Raw genomic sequence first — 20,702 nt, forward strand, 5'->3', positions numbered from 1 at the left:
TTATGACCCCGCTATTTTGTCACCCATTGTATAAGCACAACCGGTGATAACGGCTACTGTTTACCAGCGCGCACTTAGCAAAATAGCGACTACTGAGCCGCTTTGTCCTTAACATGACGGGTAAAGTGGTTGAGCAGCTCACGCACTACCTCTACCCGCTTGGCTGGCGTGTCAAGCTTATCCGGGTTGGTATAGCGGATACCTGAGGCACCATTCATACGGTAGCGATTGCCATCAGACTGAATAAGCTGAATAATTGCTAGTGCTTCAACCGGAGTGTCTGGGGCAAACTCTAGGATAACTCTGTTGCTGGTCGCATCAATCTTATAAATCGCCAAAGGCTCAGCCAATACCCGCAACTGATGAATCGCAAACAGCTGCTTGGTCTGATCAGGCAGCGCACCAAAGCGATCAATCATTTCGGTACGAATGTCAGTAAGCACCTCTTTGTCTTCCGCATTACTGATACGTTTATAAAATAGTAAGCGCTGCGGCACATCATTGACGTAATCTTCAGGTATCAGCGCGGAGCTGTGAAGATTAATATCACTGGTCAACGACAGCGGCGTGTTTAAATCCGGCTCTTTGCCCGCTTTAATGGCTTTGGTTGCCCGCTCTAGCATGTCCATGTACAGACTAAAACCAATGGCCTGCATGTTACCGCTTTGCTGTTTACCCAGTATCTCGCCAGCGCCGCGAATCTCCAAGTCCTCACTGGCCAGCATAAAGCCTGCGCCCAAGGTATTGGCACGCTCAATGGCAGTTAAGCGTTTTTTGGCATCGCCTTTTAGGCCTTTTACCGAAGGCACTAGAAGATAACAGTAAGCCTGATGGTGACTACGCCCTACTCGGCCACGTAGTTGATGCAGCTGTGCTAAACCAAATTTATCGGCGCGCTCGATGATAATGGTATTGGCATTGGGCACGTCAATACCAGTCTCAATAATGGTGGTACACACCAGCACGTTGAATTTTTTGTGATAAAACTGCTGCATCACCTGCTCAAGACCACGCTCATTCATCTGACCATGCGCAACACCGACTCGAGCCTCTGGTACAAGCTCTCGGATATTTTCTGCCATACGCTCGATGCTAGCAACATCATTATGCAGCAGGTACACCTGACCGCCACGCAGCAGTTCACGCAAAATAGCCTCTTTCATGAGCTGATTTGTCTTTTGCATCACGAAGGTTTTAATCGACAAGCGGCGCGCCGGCGGAGTGGCAATAATTGACATGTCACGCATACCGGTCAATGCCATATTGAGCGTACGCGGAATGGGCGTGGCAGTCATAGACAAGCTATCAACATCGCTTTGAATGGCTTTAATTTGCTCCTTGTGGCGTACCCCAAAGCGGTGCTCTTCATCAACAATCATTAAGCCTAAATTGGCAAATTTCACGTCTTTTTGTAGCAGCTTATGGGTGCCAATAACAATATCTACTTTGCCTGCTGCTAGATCCTCTAGCACTTGATCTTGGTATTTTTTGCCCCCAAAGCGAGAAAGCGTCTCCACTCGAATCGGCCAATCAGCAAAGCGGTCTTTAAAGTTGTCTTCATGCTGTCCTGCCAGCAAGGTAGTCGGCACCAGTACCGCCACTTGATAGCCACTATTTACCGCAATAAAGGCCGCGCGCATGGCCACCTCTGTTTTACCAAAGCCCACATCACCGCAAATCAGGCGATCCATCGGCTTGTTCTGCTTCATATCATGCATCACCGCATCGATGGCATTGGCCTGATCGGGGGTTTCTTCAAAGGCAAACTGGCTGGCGAACAGCTCATACTGAGCCGTTTCCACCTTGAAGTGGATACCCTCTTTGGCCTGACGGCGCGCCTGCATATTAAGCAGCTCAGCCGCCACATCGTGGATTTGCTCCAGTGCTTTTTGTTTGGCCTTATCCCATTTACCGCTACCAATCTTATGCAAAGGCGCAAGTGCTGGATCACCGCCACTATAACGACTAATCAGCTGTAGATTGGCCACGGGCACATAGATACTGGCATCATCGGCATATTTTAGATGAATAAATTCTTGCTCACCTTCACCGATGTCTAGAGTGATTAGACCATGATAACGACCAATACCTTGGTCAATGTGCACCACCGGACTGCCTTCTGTTAATTCGGTGACACTTTTTACTAAGAACTCTTCGGACACATCGCTTTGACGGCGACGACGGGTTTGTAGCACTTGACGACCAAACAGTTGAGTTTCACTGATAATGGATAAATGCTGATCAATCACTGCGCCGCGCTCAATGGGCGCAATGGTCAGACCCACCGTTGGCTTAGTGTTGCTAGCGGATGCGGTGTTTTTAATCAATGATTGTTGATACAACTCACTGCCTAAAAACTGCTGTAAGCTATCAAAGGTTTGCACATTAAGCTTGCCGCGAAATAGCTCAAGTAAAATCTCACGTCGGCCAGCAGTCTCGGCCACCACTAGGATTGGGCGCGCTAAAGCCGCCTCAGTGGTGTTGTCATCCCACCCGGCACTGGCATAATTTAAAAGCTCTAATAAAGGCTCAGCTTTTTGATGACTGACCGGCAGCTCAGGCGGCATCAGTGCCGGCAGTTTTACCTTACCGCTTTGGGTATTATCGGCAGCTGCTAAGTCACTTTGGCTTAAGATAACGCGCGGATACGCATTGAGCATCTCATTTAAGCTATTGCTTGGTAAATAAAGCAATGTAGGTTCTACAATTGGCTTATCGATATCATGACGGCGCTCTTCATAACGGCGCTGAATCTGTGACCAATAGTCAGCCTGCGCCTCAGCCGTATTTTCATCGATAATAAACAGGGTATCTTTGGAGAAATAGGAGAATAAATGGCCATTTTGTGACCAATCCTCTATTTCAAAAAACAATGGCTGGTAGTACTCCAGACCACTACTGGCAATGCCTGCCATTACGTCTTTGTGTAGCTCAAACCTGCGGCTACTGACATTGGGGAACATGGCTGCAAAGTTATTACGGAAGGTCTCTTTGCCCTCATCTAGCGGAAACTCTTTGGCCGGCAAGATCTGAAACTGAGTGATTGGCTTAGACACATCAGGCAGCTTATGCAGTAGAGATAAGGATTCAACCGTTAAATCATGCTGATTGGCACTATTGGCATCGGCACGGCCTGCAACCAGATCCATCAAGGTCTGAGTAGACAGTGTGCGCTGAGTCTGCGGGTTAAAAAATCGAATGGTCTCAATTTCATTATCAAACAAATCCAAGCGTAGCGGAAACGGCTGACCCATGGCGAAGATATCAATCACACTACCGCGCACCGCAAATTCACCGGGTTCAAACACATTATCCACCGCCCGATAGCCGGCTGCGGCGAGCATCTCTCGTTGTTGATTGATGTCAAAAATATCACCAACGCTTAAATCAAAATGCTGACCAATCAGCCAGCTTGGCGGCGCCATACGCTGCATCAGCGTCTGAATACTAATCAGTAAAATGCCCTGCTTTGGCATATCGGTTAATAGATTGATACGCTCACTGACAATATCTTGATGCGGTGACAGCTCATCATAGGTTAGTGTCTCCCAATCAGGAAACACATAAGCATCGACACCGCAAAATGCCAATTCTGTCTCGATTTGGTTGAGCTGGTTTTGATCTTTGGTGACGACCACCTTGAGTCTATTGGCGACATTGGCCACAGGACAATCACTTAAACTGGCCAGCCATAAGCTGCCTGCTGCTGCATAAGCCGGATAAAGCCAGCGCTTTTGCGCCTTATCGATAGGAAATAACTGCTCGTTGGTGGGGGTAAAAATATCGGTTAAAGGGTGCTCAATAAATTTAGGCATAACGGTGTAGTATGTATCCTTATCAAAGGCCAGTGTGCTAAAACTAAGTAGGAAGGCCGTTATTATACGAACAAAAATGGCAACAACCAATTTTTGATACCCAATCCATATAGTCTTTAACAGTGATACAGGCGTACCACCGGTTACGATTGTCTTGCACTATCTAAAGCGTATTGATTTGATATGGTGATAGGTTATCAACGACATCTGTGACAAGCTTCTAAGCTTTAGATAGTGACAGTTGAATGGTTAATTTCAGCGATCATTTACCGGTCTGTCTTATATGTAGATACTTGATAGCTGACATCTTAAACGGTGCTCAGACCGCTGATAATAAAAATAAAACAATAAGCGGCTAGGCACACTAGGCAATCAGTGGTTTATCACTGGCAATAATGCCGTTATTATCAGCGTAGATAATCATGCCTGAATTTAAGGTCAAATCACCAAAACGAATTTCGATATCCGTCTGACCTTCGCCGCGGCGGTTGGACTTACGAGGAATACAGCCAAGCGCCATGACACCGATATCCATTTGTGCCATGTCATCCACATCACGCACGCAGCCATAAACAATCACGCCAGCCCAGCCATTATCAATGGCTGATTGGGCAATCATATCACCAAGTAGTGCACAGCGCATTGAGCCACCGCCATCAACCACCAATACTTTGCCCTCACCCTTGGCATCTCGGCCATCCGTATTTAGCAGCTCTTTAACACGGCTGTTATCCTCAAAGCATTTAACCGTAACAATCTCACCACAAAATCTGTCCTTACCCCCAAAACTATAAAAAGACTTGCCTTCAATATTAGGCAAGCACACTTGGCTTTCAGGATTGGCATCTAACAAATCACAGGTCACAAAGTTGGTTTTGGTCATCTCAGTCATGGTTGTTCCCTCAAATAGTATTATGGTTGCACATCTTTTTGGCTTAAGACATCAGCCAGTTTGATTTTAAGCTAAAAACAGCCTTGTGTTTAGCTTAAGACTTTAATTGGGTCATCGCAAGCAGTTGTTTATTGTCTATAATGGTTACTTTATGTACTTGCGACTCTGTCTGGGCATCCATAAATCTATGGCGCTCATATAAATTTTGAGCGGTTACCGCCATAGCAGCGGCGACTCTTTGTGCCTCAATAGGACGAGCCTTCATGGTCTTAGGCACCAAAGGCGAGAATACCTTATAAATACTTTGAGCGGTATTTTCAAGTACGCGCCCTTTGTGTTTGCCAAGTAGTAAAGACGGCTGGAAGATGACCAATTCATTAAAACCCAGCTCGCTTACTGCTTGCTCAAGCTCGCCTTTAACACGGTTATAAAAAAAGCGGCTTTTGACATCTGCTCCAAGAGCGGACAATAAAAAGAAGCGCTGCACTCCTTTTTCGCGGCACACTTTGGCAAATTCGAAATTGTATTCATAATCAATGCGTCTAAAGGCCTCTTCACCACCGGCCTGTTTTTTGGTGCTGCCCAAACAGGTAAAAGCATCTGTATCTGAGCCAATGGCGATACTGGCCATGATTTCTTGTAAGTTGGTAAAATCGCCCAATTGATAAAACTGCATTTCTGCAGACATGCGCTTTGGTGGCTTTCTGGCCACGATGATCAAGCTGTCATACATTAAACTTAGGTGGTTTACCAGTTGCTTACCAACCAGTCCAGTTGCGCCTATAATTATGGCTTTACGTTTCATAACTTAGTACCTATTTGATAACGCTTCTTGTAACGCGCACAGCTTTTGCTGATTTTATAAAGTTTTTCAAAGGTAATCATAGTAGCAGGCTACTCTAAACATTTTTACCCCTTCGCTCAATCAGTTATTGAGGATTGAAACCATTTGATACAAAGCTTGTTAATATCGCCAATAACTGTTATAATCCGCCGCTTTATAGCAACAAGTAATTTTGAAAGGGCTTTAATTATACAGCCTTTATCCTAAAAATTATTTTATTGTAGATGGTTACTTTTATTTTTATTATCTGTCTTTGCTATAAATCTCCTTGCTGTTGACATGGGGTCAATGGCTACTAATCCGTAAGGAGTCTTAAATGCGACATTACGAAGTGGTGCTTATCGTACACCCTGACCAAAGCGACCAAGTAGTCGGAATGGTTGAGCGATATATCAAATTAGTTCAAGACAACAATGGTATGGTTCATCGTCTTGAAGATTGGGGCCGTCGTCAATTGGCTTACCCAATTAACAAAATCCATAAAGCACACTATGTTTTATTCAACATCGAGTGTGATGGTGCAACTCTAGAAGAGCTTGAAGAGCTATTCCGTTACAACGACGCTATCATCCGTAGCTTAGTTGTTCGTCGTGACGACGCTATTACTGAACCTTCACAATTAGCAAAAAGTGCTGATGAGAAGCGTGCCCGTAAAGCTCCACGTAGCGAAAACTTTGACAACGATCAGGATGATGAGTCTAACGACGATTCTGACGAATAATTTAAGCTCATTTAAGGAGAAGATCCATGGCACGTTTTTATCGCCGTCGCAAATTTTGCCGTTTTACCGCTGAAGGTATTACTCACATCGACTATAAAGATGTTGAGCTACTAAAACAATACATCAGTGACAATGGTAAAATTGTTCCTAGCCGTATCACTGGTACGTCTAACAAATATCAGCGTCAATTAGCCACTGCTATCAAACAAGCTCGTTACTTAGCATTGCTACCATACACTGACAATCATCAGTAAGCCAACTTAGGAGTGACTCATGCAAGTTATTTTATTACAGCGTATCGTCAACCTTGGTAAACTTGGCGAAACTGTGGATGTAAAATCAGGTTACGGCCGTAACTATCTTATCCCACAAGGTAAAGCTCTACCTGCCACACCAGCTAACGTTGAGAAGTTCGAAGCACGTCGTGCTGAGCTTGAAGCAATTGAAGCTGAAGAGTTAGCAGCTGCTAACAAACGTGCTGAAGCTTTAACTGACGTTAACGTTATCATGCGCGCTAAATCTGGTGAAGATGGTAAACTATTTGGTTCTATCGGTACTCGCGATATCGCTGATGCCCTTACCAAATCTGGTCTTGAAGTGGATCGCGCTGAAGTTAAGCTACCTGAAGGTACTTTACGTCAAGTGGGTGAATACAACGTTGACATCCAACTACACCACGATATCTTTGCTAGCATCCTAGTTACTATTCTTTCTGAAGATGGTGATGTAGAAGCAGCACAACAAGAAGCTGAAGAAGACGCAGAGTAATTTATAGCTGAGAGCCAAGCGCCCTCACCTATTCTTACTTTGATAGTTATCTACCGCTTTTGGTTGTAGAGATCAAAAAAAGACAGCTTAGGCTGTCTTTTTTTATAGGTAAGGGGTTTGGTAAAATTAGTTATCTATATTAATATGTTACCTAATGTAAGAGCCGGCTTACTTGGCTTGTGCTCGATGAAAAATGTCTATATAATTACTCGTTCAATTGGGGATGTTCTGGCTTCGACGCTGGTGATGAAACTCAATGATGCATGTCGAGAGTATATGTCCTCTCGTTAATCAAACATATATTGTTATAGTCGCAAACGACGAAACTTACGCTCTAGCAGCTTAAACCCTGCTTACTCCTCTGCCCTTTACCCATAGTGGGTTAGACGAGTTGAAGCGCACGCATATGGGTTCGCTTAAATGATTGCCTTAATCATTTAGGTTCAAACTTAAAGGATCGCCCTATCCAACCTGACTGTCGGTTCGGTGCGGGTTAAAGCCAAAGACAGACCCTAAACATGTAGATTCATGAGCGTAGTGCTGGCGGACGCGGGTTCAACTCCCGCCATCTCCACCAAACACTAAAAAAGCTTGTCACATTCATTGTGGCAAGTTTTTTTTTATGCCTAAAGCTTATATATCCATTTTAGAAATAGGGTTATAACTTACCAGTAATGCCCTATTTTTTTATCTTTGATAAAATGAGCTCATAGACTGAGCTCATAGACATAAATACCTACTCTTATCATGAGGAGATCATCATGAAAAAATTGTTATTGACCACTATTTCGCTGGTTTTGATTGCCAGCAGTCTTCCCGCTCAAGCCGCTCGGGTTAAGTGTTCTGACTTCAAATCGCAAAGAGAAGCACAGGCTTATTTTGATGCCAAAAAGCCCGGCTATCAATCCTTGGATCGCGATAAAGATGGCATTGCTTGTGAAGCTTTAAAATAACAAAGCTGTCTTGCTAACCCGCTTATCACAATAAATGTGGTCTCATTAATCTGCACCCAAAAAAAAGCTTGCCACCAATTTGTGACAAGCTTTTTTTTGAGCCTATTTAAGGTAAGCCAATTTCAAAAATAAATGTTGGTATTATTGTTGGTATAAAAACCCACGGTTGGTATTGCCTGACTATTTAAACAAGCCATTTTAATTTAATAATAGTTATTTATAGCCAGTGCTTTAAAAACAGATATATGGCCGTTTTCGCGGCTCTAATATGTACCGCTTGTCTGTCCCCAATAAGCTCACGTTCAATAATAGATATGTTGCCATCAATGCACAAAGCGATATAAAACCTCTTAGCACTTCTACCTGAGGCAACTTGCGTGGCCGGCAAGTCATGGCAGTGGAATAAACCGATGGCATTAGCCAGCTGATGATCCTCAATAAACTGCATGAACTGCTCATTTACCATAGGCTCAGTTAACGGCGGTGCAGCAAACTTGGTCACACTTAGTGTCACATTATCATGCTCATCATCGCAGCTAAGTAGCCTATGACTCAGATAAGCATTGGTATTCACCTCCAAAACACCAAAATCTTTGAGGTTATGACGGCTTAAGGTCTGCTCTAAGCTTTCATTTTGCTCACTATATAAGTGCTCAGCTAAGCGCTGTTTTATACGTTGCACGGTAGGCGCAAAGTCATGCTCCGCCTCCTCTGCACTATTAGCCTTCACACTCAAACGCACGGTTATCTCACCAATGCCCGCATAAGGCGCCAAAGACACTTTGCCTTGGCTACTAATTAAGTCCTTGAGTCTATCCTCTACAGCCGACTCGCCGATACCGCCAAATTTCAAGTACTTTGAATACAGTTTACGGCGCTCACCCAGTAGCTGATCGAGCCATGGCTTCAGCTCATGCTCAAACATATACGCCATCTCTCGAGGTGGCCCTGGTATCACTGCATAATAGGTTGCGTTGTACTGATGCACAAAACCCACGGCCAGACCCACTTCATTTTTTAATAAATGACTACCCTCAATGGTATTGGCCTGTCTTTTATTAGCGGTGATGAGCGACTCACTGCCGTCTTTGAACAGCTGCATGATTTTTGCTTCAGCCTCTTTATCTATCACAAGCTTAGCACCAGTAAATTCAGCCACGGCATCTTTGGTTAAATCATCTTCTGTGGGACCTAGACCACCGCAGCATACCACTAAGTCTGAGCGCTGACTGGCAATTTTTAGCGCCTCTTGGATCCGCGCCATATTATCGCCTACGACCCCTTGAAAATATACATCGACACCTAAATCGGCCAGTACTTCAGCCATATACTGAGCATTGGTATTGACTATTTGGCCAAGTAATATCTCTGTGCCTACTGCAATAATTTCTGCTTTCATAAAAGATACCCTTATAATTTTTAGTTGAATGGAGCGCCATAAGCTGTTGTTGGTATTATAACGTGTAAGGGTGAAAAACTTGGTTGCTTTTTATGGTCTACCTTACTGCATAAGAAACCCGAGCACTTGTCTAAAACGGTATAAAAAATACAAAAAAAGCCTGACACGTCACCGTGTCAGGCCTTATGGTATAAAGCAATTAGTAATATTGGTAAGCTTTATCAAATTTTGAACAAAAAAAGATGGCCCCACTAGCACATCCTCGGCACACCCTGTATCTACTACCGTTGCTACCTTCCGGTCCTGGCGGGGTTCGTAGTACAAAGTTGCGAGGCTACCAATGGAGCCACCAAGCACGTATTATACCTAAACTTTCAATATTTTCAAGTAGATTCACAAATTTATGCGCAGCAAACTTTGCTGTCAATACAGATTGTTCGCCCAAGAGATTGTCATTTGAAATCTAGGTCGAAAGGACGCTAAAAAAGCATTTACACCCTTATCTAAACCCAAAGTATTGCGTAACAATTTTCACATCGATTGCACTTACTGCAAACATGTAACATGATATTATCCAGTTATCTTAGCTACTATAAGCTTATTTAAAACGCTAAGCCTTTGTTAAATCCTATCAAGACTTAATTATATTAACAACACTAATAAACACAATTAAAAGGATAAATTCATGTCTAATTTACTATCAAAATCATTATCTAAAGTAGGCCTACTATCAATTATTGGCTGTGCTGCAGCTTTTGCTCAAGGCGCACAAGCAGAGCCGACAGGTTATAACCAAATTAGCTTTAATGTAGAAGCCAATCAAGAAGTAGAAAATGATGAAGTAACCGCCACTTTATATAAACAGGCTCAAGCAAGCACCCCTAAGCAATTGGCAACCCAGCTAAATACAGCCATCAATCAGGCGCTAAGTATTGCTAAGCGCTACCCCACAGTGACAGCCACTACCGGTCAACAAAACACTTATCCAAAGTACAATGATGACGGTAAAATTGTTGGCTGGACAGGCACTGTAAGCGTTGATTTAAAGAGCAATGACTTTGCTAAGACCAGTGAGCTTGTGGCCAACTTACAAGAAAACTTAGTGGTACAAAACCTTCAATTTGGTGTCTCTGAGAAAAAACAAAAAGAGCTTGAAAAAGAGCTGATCAAAAAAGCTTCTTTACAATTTAAAGAGCAAGCCAAATCATTGGCAGAAACGTGGGGCATGAGTGGCTATCAAGTTATTAACGTATCTATTAATACCAACAGTGGCTATAATCCGCGTCCAATGGTGATGATGCGTGATGCGTCTGCTAAAGCGGGCGTGCCTGCTCAAAGCTTTGAGGGCGGCAACTCACGTGTGGCTGTTACTGCCAATGGTACCATTGAGCTTATCCCATTTATGAGATAAATATTTAAGACGCTTTATTTATCAAAAAAAATCCCAGCACATGTGCTGGGATTTTTTATTTTAACCTAAATCTTTGAGGATTATAGGCTGTAGTACATATCAAATTCTACTGGATGCACAGTGGTATTTAGACGACGTACTTCTTCAGTTTTTAACTCGATAAACGCATCTAGCATATCTTTAGTGAACACATCACCTTTTAGTAAGAAGTCATGGTCATCTTTTAGTGCTTGTAGCGCGACCTCTAAGTTTTCGGCCACAGTTGGGATTGAACCTTCTTCTTCTGGAGGTAGATCATACAAGTTTTTATCCGCAGCATCGCCAGGATGGATTTTATTTTGGATACCATCAAGGCCGGCCATTAATAAAGCAGCAAATGCTAAATATGGGTTAGCGGTTGGATCAGGGAAGCGAGCTTCTACACGCACACCTTTTGGTGAGCTGACGTATGGGATACGGATAGACGCTGAACGGTTACGCGCTGAGTAAGCAAGCATGATTGGCGCTTCGTAATGAGGTACTAGACGCTTATAGCTGTTAGTCGATGGGTTAACAATCGCGTTAAGGGCGCGAGCATGCTTAATGATACCACCGATATAATAAAGCGCTGTTTCTGAAAGACCGGCATACTCATCACCAGCAAAAGTATTTACGCCATCTTTAGAGATTGACATATGCACGTGCATACCTGAGCCGTTATCACCAACGATTGGTTTTGGCATAAAGGTCGCTGTTTTACCAAACTGGTGCGCTACGTTATGTACCACATATTTGAATTGCTGTACTTCGTCCGCTTTACGAACCATGGTGTTAAATGACACACCGATTTCTGATTGGCAAGAGGCCACTTCATGGTGATGAACCTCAACACGGTCTGGGCCCATAATGTCTTCTAAACGTTGACACATCACTGAGCGCAAGTCTTGTGAGCTATCTACTGGAGGTACTGGGAAATAACCGCCTTTTACACGTGGACGGTGACCCATGTTGCCCCAATCGTATTCATTATCCGTTGACCAAGCTGCTTCTTCTGCTGTGATACGGTGGCGCGCGCCTGACATATCAATAGACCATTTAACGTCATCAAATACGAAAAACTCTGGCTCAGGACCAAAGAAGGCCGTATCACCGATGCCAGTTGATTTTAGATACTCTTCAGCACGGCGAGCGATTGAACGAGGGTCACGGTCATAGCCTTGCATGGTGGTAGGCTCAATGATGTCACAAGTTACCACAACGGTTGTCGCATCAAAGAATGGGTCGATAAATGCGGTCTCTGGATCAGGACGCAAAATCATGTCAGAAGCTTCAATGCCTTTCCAGCCAGCAACAGATGATCCATCAAACATTTTACCATCTTCAAGAACATCTTCATCGATGCTTGAGGCAGGATAGCTGATGTGCTGCTCTTTACCGATCGTATCAGTAAAACGGAAGTCTACCCACTTGGCATTAGACTCTTTGATTAGATCGAATAGTTTGTTTGACATTATATGTCTCTCCATTAATTGGTTACTAAGAACTCGGTTGTGGTAGTGATATTAGCTGCACTTAATTTGAACTTATTATGCTGTACTTAGCTTTTTTAGTTAGTTAGGCAAGCGGCACATCATTTTCATTTTATCAAAATTCAGTATAGGTGACAGTAATTTAAAATCATAGCCAAAATTTAAAGATCAACTGGTTTTTGGTGTGTTCACTTTATTTTGGCATTTTTAGCATTGCTGCTTTCATGACCTAACTGTTGCAACTGACATGCCAGATTTTCAAAAAAAGGTTAAAAAGTGGCGCAATATTTTTGTTCTGGCTCAAAATGCCCCAAAAACCGCTATATTTAAAGCAAGTTTAGCGCATTTACGCCATAAAATGTGCGTCTAAAAACATTCATAAACCAAATTGGGGCAAAATATGGCATATTAACGCACCAATATTGTGCATAATATATTAAATTTTATAATTTTGGTGCAATATCTAGGTTTATGGGCACACCCAATAGCTCATGGTTTAATTACCGATTGACGCCAGCGTTAAAGCTTGCTTTTATATTTGCAACATAAGCCCTTATCACGGCGTGATGTTTGGGTATAATTGGGCACTATGTATAAGGCAGTTAGCTTAAGCAGCTGCTTTTTTCCGTTTATCATTGCCAGTCCTATCTGTTATTCATAGGCGCGATAACTTTTGTGATAATAATTTATGATTTTGCTTTTAGATAACTACGATAGCTTTACTTATAATATTGTTCAGTATTTACAGCAATTAGGCGCCAAGGTTAGGGTTTGTAAAAACGATCAGGTAAGTTTGGCTGATATTCATGCTTTACAGCCGCAAGCAATTGTCTTTGGACCTGGCCCTGGCACACCAGATGATGCCGGTATTACACTGCCGTCTATCAAACACTTCGCCGATAAGCTGCCCCTACTTGGGGTGTGCCTAGGACATCAAGCCATCGCGCAAGCCTTTGGTGCCCGTGTCATACACGCGCCACAAGTGATGCATGGCCGTATCTCACAGGTACATCATGATCAAAAAGGGGTATTTGAAGGCTTGGATAATCCTAGCGTCTTTACCCGATATCATTCACTGATTGTTGACAAAAGCAGCTTGCCTGATACTCTTAAGGTCAGCGCTTGGACACAAAGCATACACCCTAATGAGCCAATCAGTGAGATTATGGCCATTCGTCATACGCAGCTGCCCATCGAGGGGGTACAGTTTCACCCTGAGTCTATCTTAAGTGAAGCCGGACTGCAGCTGTTTAATAACTTTTTGATGCAGCACAATTTATTACCAAGCTAACATCATAAGCTTGATTGTGTATAATAAATAACACCCATCCCTTTATTCCTTATCCCAACATAGTGTTCGAACTTATGCCAAATACCGCCTTATCTACCGCTGAGCTGACTGATGATCAAGTTCATGACATTCTCACCACAGCCTTAGCCCGCATACTCAGACGTATTGATCTAACGCAACAAGAGATGCGTCAAATTATGACCATTATTATGGATGGCCGTTGCCCTGATGCCATGCTAGGCGCCCTACTTACAGGGCTTAATATGAAGAGTGAGTCTATTGATGAGATTACTGCCTCTGCCAGTGTGATGCTTGATTTTGCCAAAAAAATTGAACCAAAAAACCGCACAAATATGGTCGATATTGTTGGTACGGGAGGCGATGGCAGTAACTTATTTAACGTCTCTACTGCCTCAGCATTCGTGGCCGCTGCTGCAGGTGCGACTGTCGCCAAACATGGTAACCGCGGGGTATCATCAAAATCTGGTAGCTCAGATTTACTGGAGCAGGCAGGTCTTAATCTGAACATCACCCCAGAGCAAACGCGCGAATGTATTGAGACTCAAGGCATCGGCTTTTTGTTTGCACCCAATCACCATACGGCGATGAAGCATGCCATTCCCGTACGCCGAGCTTTAAAAGTACGAACCATATTTAATATTCTAGGCCCACTGACCAACCCAGCTGGGGTCAAAAACTTAGTGGTTGGGGTATTTACTGATAATATGTGTGAGCCTTTAGCACACGTATTCAAAAACTTAGGCGCCAAGCATGTGATGGTGGTCGGCTCAAAAGATAGACTGGATGAAATCAGCCTGGCAACCAGTACCAAAGTGGCCGAATTAAAAGACGGTGAGGTTACCGTGTATGATATCTTCCCAGAAGATGCCGGTATTGACTCTCAGACCTTAGTCGGACTTGACGTCAACTCCTCTGAACAAAGCCTGCAACTGATACAAGCCGCTCTATCTGGTAAAGAGACCAATGACTTTGGTATTGCTCAAAACAAGGTCAATAAAGCGCGTGACATGATTGCCTTAAACGCAGGCGCTGCCATCTATGTTGCCGGATTGGCCAGTAACTTCCCTAATGGGGTAAATCAGGCCCAAAACATCCTCCAAAGCGGTAAAGCCCTGCAAAAAATGCAGGCATTGGCTGAATATACCCAAACCTTTGATCGCTAGTTTTTGCTAAATTCATTATTGATAACCCTACGAGCCCAATATGACGCATGATGCCATCCCCTCAATCCTAAAAAAAATTGTGCTGACCAAAGAGTCTGAAGTGGCCAGTGCCAAAGCACAACAAGCGCTGCCTGCGATTAGAGCTGAGGCTGAGCAGCTTGCTGCCTCTCAAGAGGCCCCTCGCCGCGGTTTTGCCCAAGCGTTATTGGCCAAACAAAGCGCTGGCGTGCCAGGCATCATTGCTGAGGTCAAAAAGGCGTCACCATCAAAGGGGATTATCTCACCTAACTTTGATCCTAGCCGAGTCGCTAAGCAATATGAGCAAGCTGGTGCTGCCTGTCTGTCTGTACTGACTGATGAGCAGTATTTTCAAGGCCATAACAGCTACTTACAACAGGCCAAAGCCGCTTGTAGCTTACCCGTACTTCGCAAAGACTTTATGATTGATGAGTATCAGATTTATCAGTCCTACCTACTGGGCGCTGACTGTATTTTGTTAATTGTTGCCTGCTTAGATGACAAGCAATTACATCATCTACATGACTTGGCCTGCAAACTTAGCATGGATGTCCTTATCGAAGTGCATACCCTTCATGAGCTAGAGCGCGCCCTAAAGCTACCGGCGTCTGAGCACAATATTTATGGCATCAATAACCGCGATTTAAACACCTTTAATACTGACCTACAAACCTCCATAAAACTCAAAGAATTCCTTGATAATCAGTCAGCCAAACCTCAGCTGTTGGTGACCGAAAGTGGCATTCATAGCACTGAGGATATGCAGCTAATGCTCACTCATCACATAAACTGCTTTTTAATTGGCGAGCAGTTTATGAAAACTGAGCATCCGGGCGACACCCTAGCCGCCCTACTCAGCTCACTGTAAGAGCGATAACCTTCTAAATTCATTTAATATAAGTGGTACCTATTACTATGGCAAATTCATTATTTTCAAAAGAGATGCAAGACCAGCTCAAAGAGCTAAAAAGCGAACTTAGCAAAGGCCGTGCTACCTCTCCTAGCGATCCTGAGAATGAAAAACCCACTGATCCTGTGACCCTACCGACCAAAAAACAGGTCGAAAAAACCGTTAAGCAATTAGACAGCGCTCATGTTGATGATGACAAAGTACTGTTTATGCAGGCCATGGCAGGTGTTCAGCCCATCAAAGACAATAACACCTTATCGGATGTGGCCAAGCCCAAATCAACCAAACCTGACGCAGCCACGTTATCAAAGCGTGCAGCGGCTCAAGGCGCTGACTCTGAAAAGCTAGAAGCGGGATTGTCAGACATGCAGGCACTATTAAACCCTGTGAGCGGCGACTCTTATCTTATTTATAAAACCCCAACGCTACAAAACAAAGTCTTCACTCAGTTAAAACAAGGCAAATTACGCTGGTATGATGCTGTAGACGTGCACGGCTGTACTATTGATGAGGCGCGTGAAGCCATGACCACCTTGATTACGCAGGCACGTAGCAATAATGAATCTGTGGTAAAAATCGTCCATGGTAAAGGTACTGATGCGGTTCTAAAAACTTGCGTTAACGGCTGGCTACGCCAATTACCCGAAGTTCTAGGCTTTTGCTCAGCTCCGCCAAAAGATGGTGGCAATGGCGCTGTACTGGTGTTATTAAAGAAAAATAAATCACAAGACTAAAGCTCTAGCAACAAGCTATTTTTTGTCATACAGCCTTAGCGCTTTACGCTACAAATGTTAAGCATAAAAAAAGCCACTATCTACAATAGTGGCTTTTTTTATGCCATGTGGTTGGCAGCTACTCTTCTGTATCATGATGACTTTGAAGAGCAGCAGTTGGGCTGTCTTTAGATGATGCGTTATCTGTATTAGCATCAGAGGACTCTACAATCATTTTTTGCGTGGCTAACGCATGCTCAACAGGATACGTTTCTATCTCTTTTAAGATTTCAATTAGCAACTGAGTCTGTTTGTCATAAAACTCATCAGCGCCGCTGGCATAAATATAGGCACGGAATTCTATCACCATAGAGTCCTGACGCAGCTCTGAAATTCTTACTTGGGTCCATTCAGAGTTGGTGACTTCATGGTTAACTAAGAACTCCTCCATCTCTTTTAAAAACCTCTCCAACGTGGAGGCCGCCACATCGCGTTTAATATAAATATTATGCAAAAAGTGAAACATATCACGGGAGGTAAAGTTTTCAATCGACATAGAGGAAAACTCGCCGTTAGGCACTGTCACAATGGTACGGTTTAAGGTGCGCAGTCGAGTGGAACGAATACCGATGTCTACGACCGTGCCTTCTAGCGAACCAAACTTACAATAGTCACCGACACGCACTGGCTGGTCTGCTACCACCACCACACTACCGACCAAGTTTTCAATCATCTTTTGCGCACCTAGGGCCAAGGCCAAACCACCGACCCCCAGTGCTGCAATCCCTGTGGTTAAATCAAAACCTAAATTACCAAAAATGAAGATACAGGCTAATATTAACAGCACTGTCTTAATAATTTTGTGCAGTAAGCTTAAAATCGATACGCGTTCAGTCTGATTGCGCTTATAACTTTGACGCTCTGCACGATTGAAAATGGCATCGACCACTCTGAGCAGTAGCCACGTTGAGGCAAACCAGCCCACAATATCCTTAATACGGTTCACCGGCTCTCGCACTGTTACCGAAACCCCAGCATACACCATAACCTCATATAAAATCAGCGAGGTCATGACCAAGGCCAGTGGTAACACAAACTTAATATCTATCGGTAGCGGCTTATTACGTACTTTGGGATAGAAAACTTTAAAAATAAAATACAACACAGCGAAGAACACATATGAGGCGGCTATACAGAATAACGCCAACAAAAACACCGCAAAGATATCGGCTAAGTTATAACCACCAATCATTTTATCTTGCAGCGGCTTGAGCGTGTACTTATCAATGATTGAGGGATTGGCTGAAATATCTGATTTTTTTATGGCCTGCAACGTCTCATTAGAGATCTGCCAGTACTGATTGCCATGCTCTGCAGTCTTTCTTGCCAGTACAATATCAATCACTTGATCTTGAGCGGTAATGGTGCCCACCTTCTCTAAGGTCGGTGGCAACTGATCAGCAAAATTACCCGAAGGGGTGTTATTAATCTGCAGCTCAGCGTCTAGGCGTCCCCCCATGTCTAATGCAAGCTTTACCTGACGCACGGCCTCTACCGAGTTCTCTCCAGCATCTAAGCTTAGATAATTAGCGGCTAATGACGCATTGTTTTCGGCTAATGATTTAATGAATCCTTGCACTGTGCTGCGCGGCGTCTGTCGACCAAAAGGGTCAACGACTTCTTCTGCGCTCGGGGCTGTATCACTGGCTTCATCAGCTGCTGTCGCAGTCACCGATAGTAGGGATAGGATAAGTGCCAATATTATCCCCAGTGTTACACTGAGCAGCTTCATAGGCTGCGGGCTGACTGAGTTAGCTGAGCTGGAAATATCACGTTTCTCAAAAAAAAGCATGGTTTATAGCCTAATACTTGGGCCTCAGTTATAGAGGTATAAAAAATCGTTTGGGCAATTTTAACATGACCTGCACCAGTGATAAGTAACGGTCAGTGTCTTCTAAATAAAATTAGGTGGCAACAACACTAAAAAAGACAATATATTAAGACCGTATGACGGGTAAACACGCCTATTTTAATGACAAGTTGAGTATTACTAATCAAAACATGAGTAAAAATCGCTTAATTGTTGTTTATTTTTTAATTAGATACGGGATAATAGCCACATTATTTCTTAAGTGTTATTTTATTTAAACGATTGGAACCAGACATGAAAACCTCTTACAGCCCTTTGTATCGCAGTGTTGTTACCGCTTTGGCATCTTCTAACTTGACCCCAAAAGCTTTGACTATAGTGTCTGCTCTTGCAGTTTGTATGCCTGCTATGGCCGCTCAAAATCGAGGGGAAGTGGATGCTGAGCAGCCTAGAATAAATTTTCCAGCGATTACGGTTACTGCAACCCGCACACCGACTGCTGTGAATAATACCATTGCCCAAACTCGTGTTATTGATAGCCAAGAGTTAAGTACTTATAAAGGCCAAACAGTGCTTGATGTTTTAAAGCGTCAGCCGGGCTTTAGTTATAAACAAAATGGCGGAATGGGAACGACCAGCAATTTCTATCTACGCGGTTATGACAATAAAAGCATCTTAGTATTAATCGATGGGGTACGTTATAGCACCCTTAGCGCAGGTGGCTCAACACTTGAGCTACTTCCTGCTGAACAAATCGATCGCATTGAAATACTGTACGGTGCCTCAGGCTCTAGTATGTATGGTGCAGATGCTGTTGGCGGTGTGATTCAAATCTTTACTAAGGGTCAGAATATTGAACAAAATCAATTCTCTGTCACCGCTGGTGCTGGTAATCATGATCATTACATGTATGGCGCTACTGCGCAGTTTCGTAATGAACAGGGCACCAGCTTAAGCCTATCGGCCAGCCGTAATGAAACCAAAGGCTATAGTGCTCTGTTGCCCGATCCTACCAATCCTAATTCTCAGTATAACAGCGATGATGACGGCTTTGAGAGTAACAACTATAGCTTACGCCTGAATCAACAAATCAATGCCGACGTCGATGTTGGTATCAGTGGTCTATATAGTGATTCAGAAACTGAGTTTGATAGTGGTCCATCAATCGGTAAAGACCGCACCAAAGCCAAACAAAAAAATGGCGCTGCTCAAGCCTTTGCTAACTGGCGTTATGCCCCAGGCTCTACGGTAAAACTGGCGTATGGTCACTCTATCGATGAGTCTGAAAACCCAACCTATTCGAGTAATTACGAAACCAAGCAAGATCAAATCAGCATCACAGGTCAACATAAACTACCTGTCGGTACCGGAATATACGGTATTGAACATTTGAACCAGGAACTTGATGGTTATTTAAATGTGTACCCTGCACCTAACTATATCCCTACAAAAGTAGACTACAGCCCATCAGATAGAAAAGTCACTAGTGGATTTCTAGGCTATTTAGTGTCTCATAATAATATCGATGCCCAAGCTAATATTCGTTATGACGATTATTCAGATTTTGATAATGAAACCACGTACAACCTTGGCATCGCTTATAGTTTTACTCCAGAATTTCGTACTGGCGTCAATTATGCCAAAGGCTATCGTGTCCCAACCTTCAATGATTTATATTATCCAGGATATGCCAATCCAGACTTAGACCCTGAAACCAGTGATAACTATGAAGCTTTCATAGATTATAATACCGCTTTACAATCGACACGTTTAACGGGTTATTACAATAAAGTCGATGATTTTATCTTAGCAGAAGAACCTAGCTATATCCCACAAAATGTTTATAAAGCTAAAATCAAAGGTGTGACGTTAACCTCTGACTGGAATATTAATGATTACCTATTTGGTCTAAGTTATGATTATCAAAAAGCGGAAAATGATAGTGGTAATGCTAATGACGGCAATTATTTGCCTAACCGTCCAAAGAATAAAGGAATGTTCTATTTAGGTTACCAACTATCTGACTTAGATGTCCGTGCTGAATATGAATATGTTGATAATTTTTATGCGGATGCAGGAAACTTTACCAAACTCAATGACTATAGCTTAGTTAATATAAGTGGTAACTATCAGTTAACCCCTGCATTATCTATGTCAGCTCGACTCAATAACGTATTTAATAAGAAATACGTAACTAATCCTGGCTATAGTACAGATGACGGCACCAACTTCTTTACCTCACTAACCTACACCTGGAAATAATCCCTTTCACATTGTTACCCTTTTATCAAAAAAACCACTCGCTTAAGCGGGTGGTTTTTTTATCACCGGTCGCCGTAAAACCACCCACTTCAGGGGGTGGATATAAGGCGACACACACTGTCGTGGTTAGTACTTAAAGTATT

General features: G+C 43.3%; 16 protein-coding genes, 2 other RNA genes and 1 pseudogene. 11 read left to right on the forward strand and 8 right to left on the reverse strand.

Translation table 11 applies throughout. The features are described 5' to 3' along the window. Window positions 1-89: 89 nt before the first annotated feature. The 4 genes and pseudogenes from mfd to DLE54_RS07580 all read right to left on the reverse strand — a co-directional run bounded on the left by mfd (window position 90) and on the right by DLE54_RS07580 (window position 5,512). Window positions 90-3,815 (reverse strand): transcription-repair coupling factor, encoded by a 3,726-nt coding sequence (gene mfd / locus DLE54_RS07565; RefSeq protein WP_110816764.1) that lies wholly within the window; start codon window positions 3,813-3,815, stop codon window positions 90-92. Window positions 3,816-3,900: 85 nt separating this feature from the next. Continuing rightward, window positions 3,901-4,131, reverse strand: a pseudogene (locus DLE54_RS12255) (RNA-guided endonuclease TnpB family protein); the annotation flags it as partial. 48 nt (window positions 4,132-4,179) lie between these two features. Next, window positions 4,180-4,698 carry a ribonuclease E activity regulator RraA gene (gene rraA / locus DLE54_RS07575; protein WP_110817357.1) on the reverse strand — a complete coding sequence of 173 codons (519 nt, stop codon included), beginning with the start codon at window positions 4,696-4,698 and terminating at the stop codon, window positions 4,180-4,182. A gap of 103 nt (window positions 4,699-4,801) precedes the next feature. After that, on the reverse strand, window positions 4,802-5,512 hold the full coding sequence (locus tag DLE54_RS07580; protein WP_011960858.1) for an NAD(P)H-binding protein: 711 nt from the start codon (window positions 5,510-5,512) through the stop codon (window positions 4,802-4,804). 355 nt (window positions 5,513-5,867) lie between these two features. Between DLE54_RS07580 and rpsF the strand changes: the two genes are divergently transcribed. From rpsF to DLE54_RS07605, 5 genes are all read left to right on the forward strand, one after another. After that, the gene (gene rpsF / locus DLE54_RS07585; protein ID WP_011960859.1) at window positions 5,868-6,272 is read left to right on the forward strand and encodes a 30S ribosomal protein S6; all 405 of its coding nucleotides are present in this window, start codon (window positions 5,868-5,870) and stop codon (window positions 6,270-6,272) included. Between the two features lie 26 nt (window positions 6,273-6,298). Next, a complete protein-coding gene (rpsR, locus tag DLE54_RS07590; protein WP_007395263.1) occupies window positions 6,299-6,526 on the forward strand; it encodes a 30S ribosomal protein S18 in 228 nt (75 codons plus the stop codon). A gap of 19 nt (window positions 6,527-6,545) precedes the next feature. Then, window positions 6,546-7,040, forward strand: coding sequence for a 50S ribosomal protein L9 (gene rplI, locus DLE54_RS07595; protein ID WP_011960860.1), 495 nt, complete (start codon window positions 6,546-6,548; stop codon window positions 7,038-7,040). A 219-nt stretch (window positions 7,041-7,259) separates the two neighbouring features. Then, window positions 7,260-7,617: a transfer-messenger RNA gene (gene ssrA / locus DLE54_RS07600) on the forward strand. Between the two features lie 184 nt (window positions 7,618-7,801). Then, the gene (locus tag DLE54_RS07605) at window positions 7,802-7,993 is read left to right on the forward strand and encodes an excalibur calcium-binding domain-containing protein (RefSeq protein ID WP_110816765.1); all 192 of its coding nucleotides are present in this window, start codon (window positions 7,802-7,804) and stop codon (window positions 7,991-7,993) included. 217 nt (window positions 7,994-8,210) lie between these two features. Here DLE54_RS07605 and DLE54_RS07610 read toward each other — a convergent pair whose 3' ends face one another. Together DLE54_RS07610 and ffs are read right to left on the reverse strand one after the other, a co-directional pair. Continuing rightward, a complete protein-coding gene (locus DLE54_RS07610; protein WP_110816766.1) occupies window positions 8,211-9,392 on the reverse strand; it encodes a CinA family nicotinamide mononucleotide deamidase-related protein in 1,182 nt (393 codons plus the stop codon). A gap of 246 nt (window positions 9,393-9,638) precedes the next feature. After that, an RNA gene (gene ffs / locus DLE54_RS07615) (signal recognition particle sRNA small type) lies at window positions 9,639-9,735 on the reverse strand. A gap of 342 nt (window positions 9,736-10,077) precedes the next feature. Here ffs and DLE54_RS07620 point away from each other — a divergent pair. Further along, window positions 10,078-10,803 carry an SIMPL domain-containing protein gene (locus DLE54_RS07620; protein WP_110816767.1) on the forward strand — a complete coding sequence of 242 codons (726 nt, stop codon included), beginning with the start codon at window positions 10,078-10,080 and terminating at the stop codon, window positions 10,801-10,803. Between the two features lie 80 nt (window positions 10,804-10,883). Here DLE54_RS07620 and glnA read toward each other — a convergent pair whose 3' ends face one another. After that, on the reverse strand, window positions 10,884-12,293 hold the full coding sequence (glnA, locus tag DLE54_RS07625) for a type I glutamate--ammonia ligase (protein ID WP_011960863.1): 1,410 nt from the start codon (window positions 12,291-12,293) through the stop codon (window positions 10,884-10,886). A gap of 706 nt (window positions 12,294-12,999) precedes the next feature. Here glnA and DLE54_RS07630 point away from each other — a divergent pair. From DLE54_RS07630 to DLE54_RS07645, 4 genes are all read left to right on the forward strand, one after another. Continuing rightward, window positions 13,000-13,602 carry an anthranilate synthase component II gene (locus DLE54_RS07630; protein WP_110816768.1) on the forward strand — a complete coding sequence of 201 codons (603 nt, stop codon included), beginning with the start codon at window positions 13,000-13,002 and terminating at the stop codon, window positions 13,600-13,602. Between the two features lie 74 nt (window positions 13,603-13,676). Beyond that, complete coding sequence (gene trpD, locus DLE54_RS07635; protein WP_011960865.1) at window positions 13,677-14,786, forward strand: anthranilate phosphoribosyltransferase; 1,110 nt, start codon at window positions 13,677-13,679, stop codon at window positions 14,784-14,786. Window positions 14,787-14,826: 40 nt separating this feature from the next. Next, window positions 14,827-15,672 (forward strand): indole-3-glycerol phosphate synthase TrpC, encoded by an 846-nt coding sequence (trpC, locus tag DLE54_RS07640; RefSeq protein ID WP_110816769.1) that lies wholly within the window; start codon window positions 14,827-14,829, stop codon window positions 15,670-15,672. Between the two features lie 47 nt (window positions 15,673-15,719). Next, entirely contained in the window at window positions 15,720-16,448 is a 729-nt protein-coding gene (locus DLE54_RS07645; RefSeq protein ID WP_011960867.1) for a Smr/MutS family protein, read from the forward strand. A 118-nt stretch (window positions 16,449-16,566) separates the two neighbouring features. Here the strand turns inward: DLE54_RS07645 and DLE54_RS07650 are convergent, their stop codons facing one another. Then, window positions 16,567-18,279 carry a mechanosensitive ion channel family protein gene (locus tag DLE54_RS07650; RefSeq protein WP_110816770.1) on the reverse strand — a complete coding sequence of 571 codons (1,713 nt, stop codon included), beginning with the start codon at window positions 18,277-18,279 and terminating at the stop codon, window positions 16,567-16,569. 312 nt (window positions 18,280-18,591) lie between these two features. Between DLE54_RS07650 and DLE54_RS07655 the strand changes: the two genes are divergently transcribed. Then, window positions 18,592-20,559 (forward strand): TonB-dependent receptor plug domain-containing protein, encoded by a 1,968-nt coding sequence (locus tag DLE54_RS07655; RefSeq protein ID WP_110816771.1) that lies wholly within the window; start codon window positions 18,592-18,594, stop codon window positions 20,557-20,559. The last annotated feature ends 143 nt before the right edge of the window (window positions 20,560-20,702 follow it).

The organism is Psychrobacter sp. YP14 (assembly GCF_003209315.1).
In the GTDB taxonomy this organism is placed as follows: Bacteria; Pseudomonadota; Gammaproteobacteria; order Pseudomonadales; family Moraxellaceae; genus Psychrobacter; species Psychrobacter raelei.

Excerpts from the sequence above, each read along its gene's own strand:
- mfd (WP_110816764.1), bottom strand. The coding sequence starts at position 3,815 with ATGCCTAAATTTATTGAGCACCCTTTAACCGATATTTTTACCCCCACC.
- rraA (WP_110817357.1), bottom strand. The coding sequence starts at position 4,698 with ATGACCAAAACCAACTTTGTGACCTGTGATTTGTTAGATGCCAATCCT.
- DLE54_RS07580 (WP_011960858.1), bottom strand. The coding sequence starts at position 5,512 with ATGAAACGTAAAGCCATAATTATAGGCGCAACTGGACTGGTTGGTAAG.
- rpsF (WP_011960859.1), top strand. The coding sequence starts at position 5,868 with ATGCGACATTACGAAGTGGTGCTTATCGTACACCCTGACCAAAGCGAC.
- rpsR (WP_007395263.1), top strand. The coding sequence starts at position 6,299 with ATGGCACGTTTTTATCGCCGTCGCAAATTTTGCCGTTTTACCGCTGAA.
- rplI (WP_011960860.1), top strand. The coding sequence starts at position 6,546 with ATGCAAGTTATTTTATTACAGCGTATCGTCAACCTTGGTAAACTTGGC.
- DLE54_RS07605 (WP_110816765.1), top strand. The coding sequence starts at position 7,802 with ATGAAAAAATTGTTATTGACCACTATTTCGCTGGTTTTGATTGCCAGC.
- DLE54_RS07610 (WP_110816766.1), bottom strand. The coding sequence starts at position 9,392 with ATGAAAGCAGAAATTATTGCAGTAGGCACAGAGATATTACTTGGCCAA.
- DLE54_RS07620 (WP_110816767.1), top strand. The coding sequence starts at position 10,078 with ATGTCTAATTTACTATCAAAATCATTATCTAAAGTAGGCCTACTATCA.
- glnA (WP_011960863.1), bottom strand. The coding sequence starts at position 12,293 with ATGTCAAACAAACTATTCGATCTAATCAAAGAGTCTAATGCCAAGTGG.
- DLE54_RS07630 (WP_110816768.1), top strand. The coding sequence starts at position 13,000 with ATGATTTTGCTTTTAGATAACTACGATAGCTTTACTTATAATATTGTT.
- trpD (WP_011960865.1), top strand. The coding sequence starts at position 13,677 with ATGCCAAATACCGCCTTATCTACCGCTGAGCTGACTGATGATCAAGTT.
- trpC (WP_110816769.1), top strand. The coding sequence starts at position 14,827 with ATGACGCATGATGCCATCCCCTCAATCCTAAAAAAAATTGTGCTGACC.
- DLE54_RS07645 (WP_011960867.1), top strand. The coding sequence starts at position 15,720 with ATGGCAAATTCATTATTTTCAAAAGAGATGCAAGACCAGCTCAAAGAG.
- DLE54_RS07650 (WP_110816770.1), bottom strand. The coding sequence starts at position 18,279 with ATGCTTTTTTTTGAGAAACGTGATATTTCCAGCTCAGCTAACTCAGTC.
- DLE54_RS07655 (WP_110816771.1), top strand. The coding sequence starts at position 18,592 with ATGAAAACCTCTTACAGCCCTTTGTATCGCAGTGTTGTTACCGCTTTG.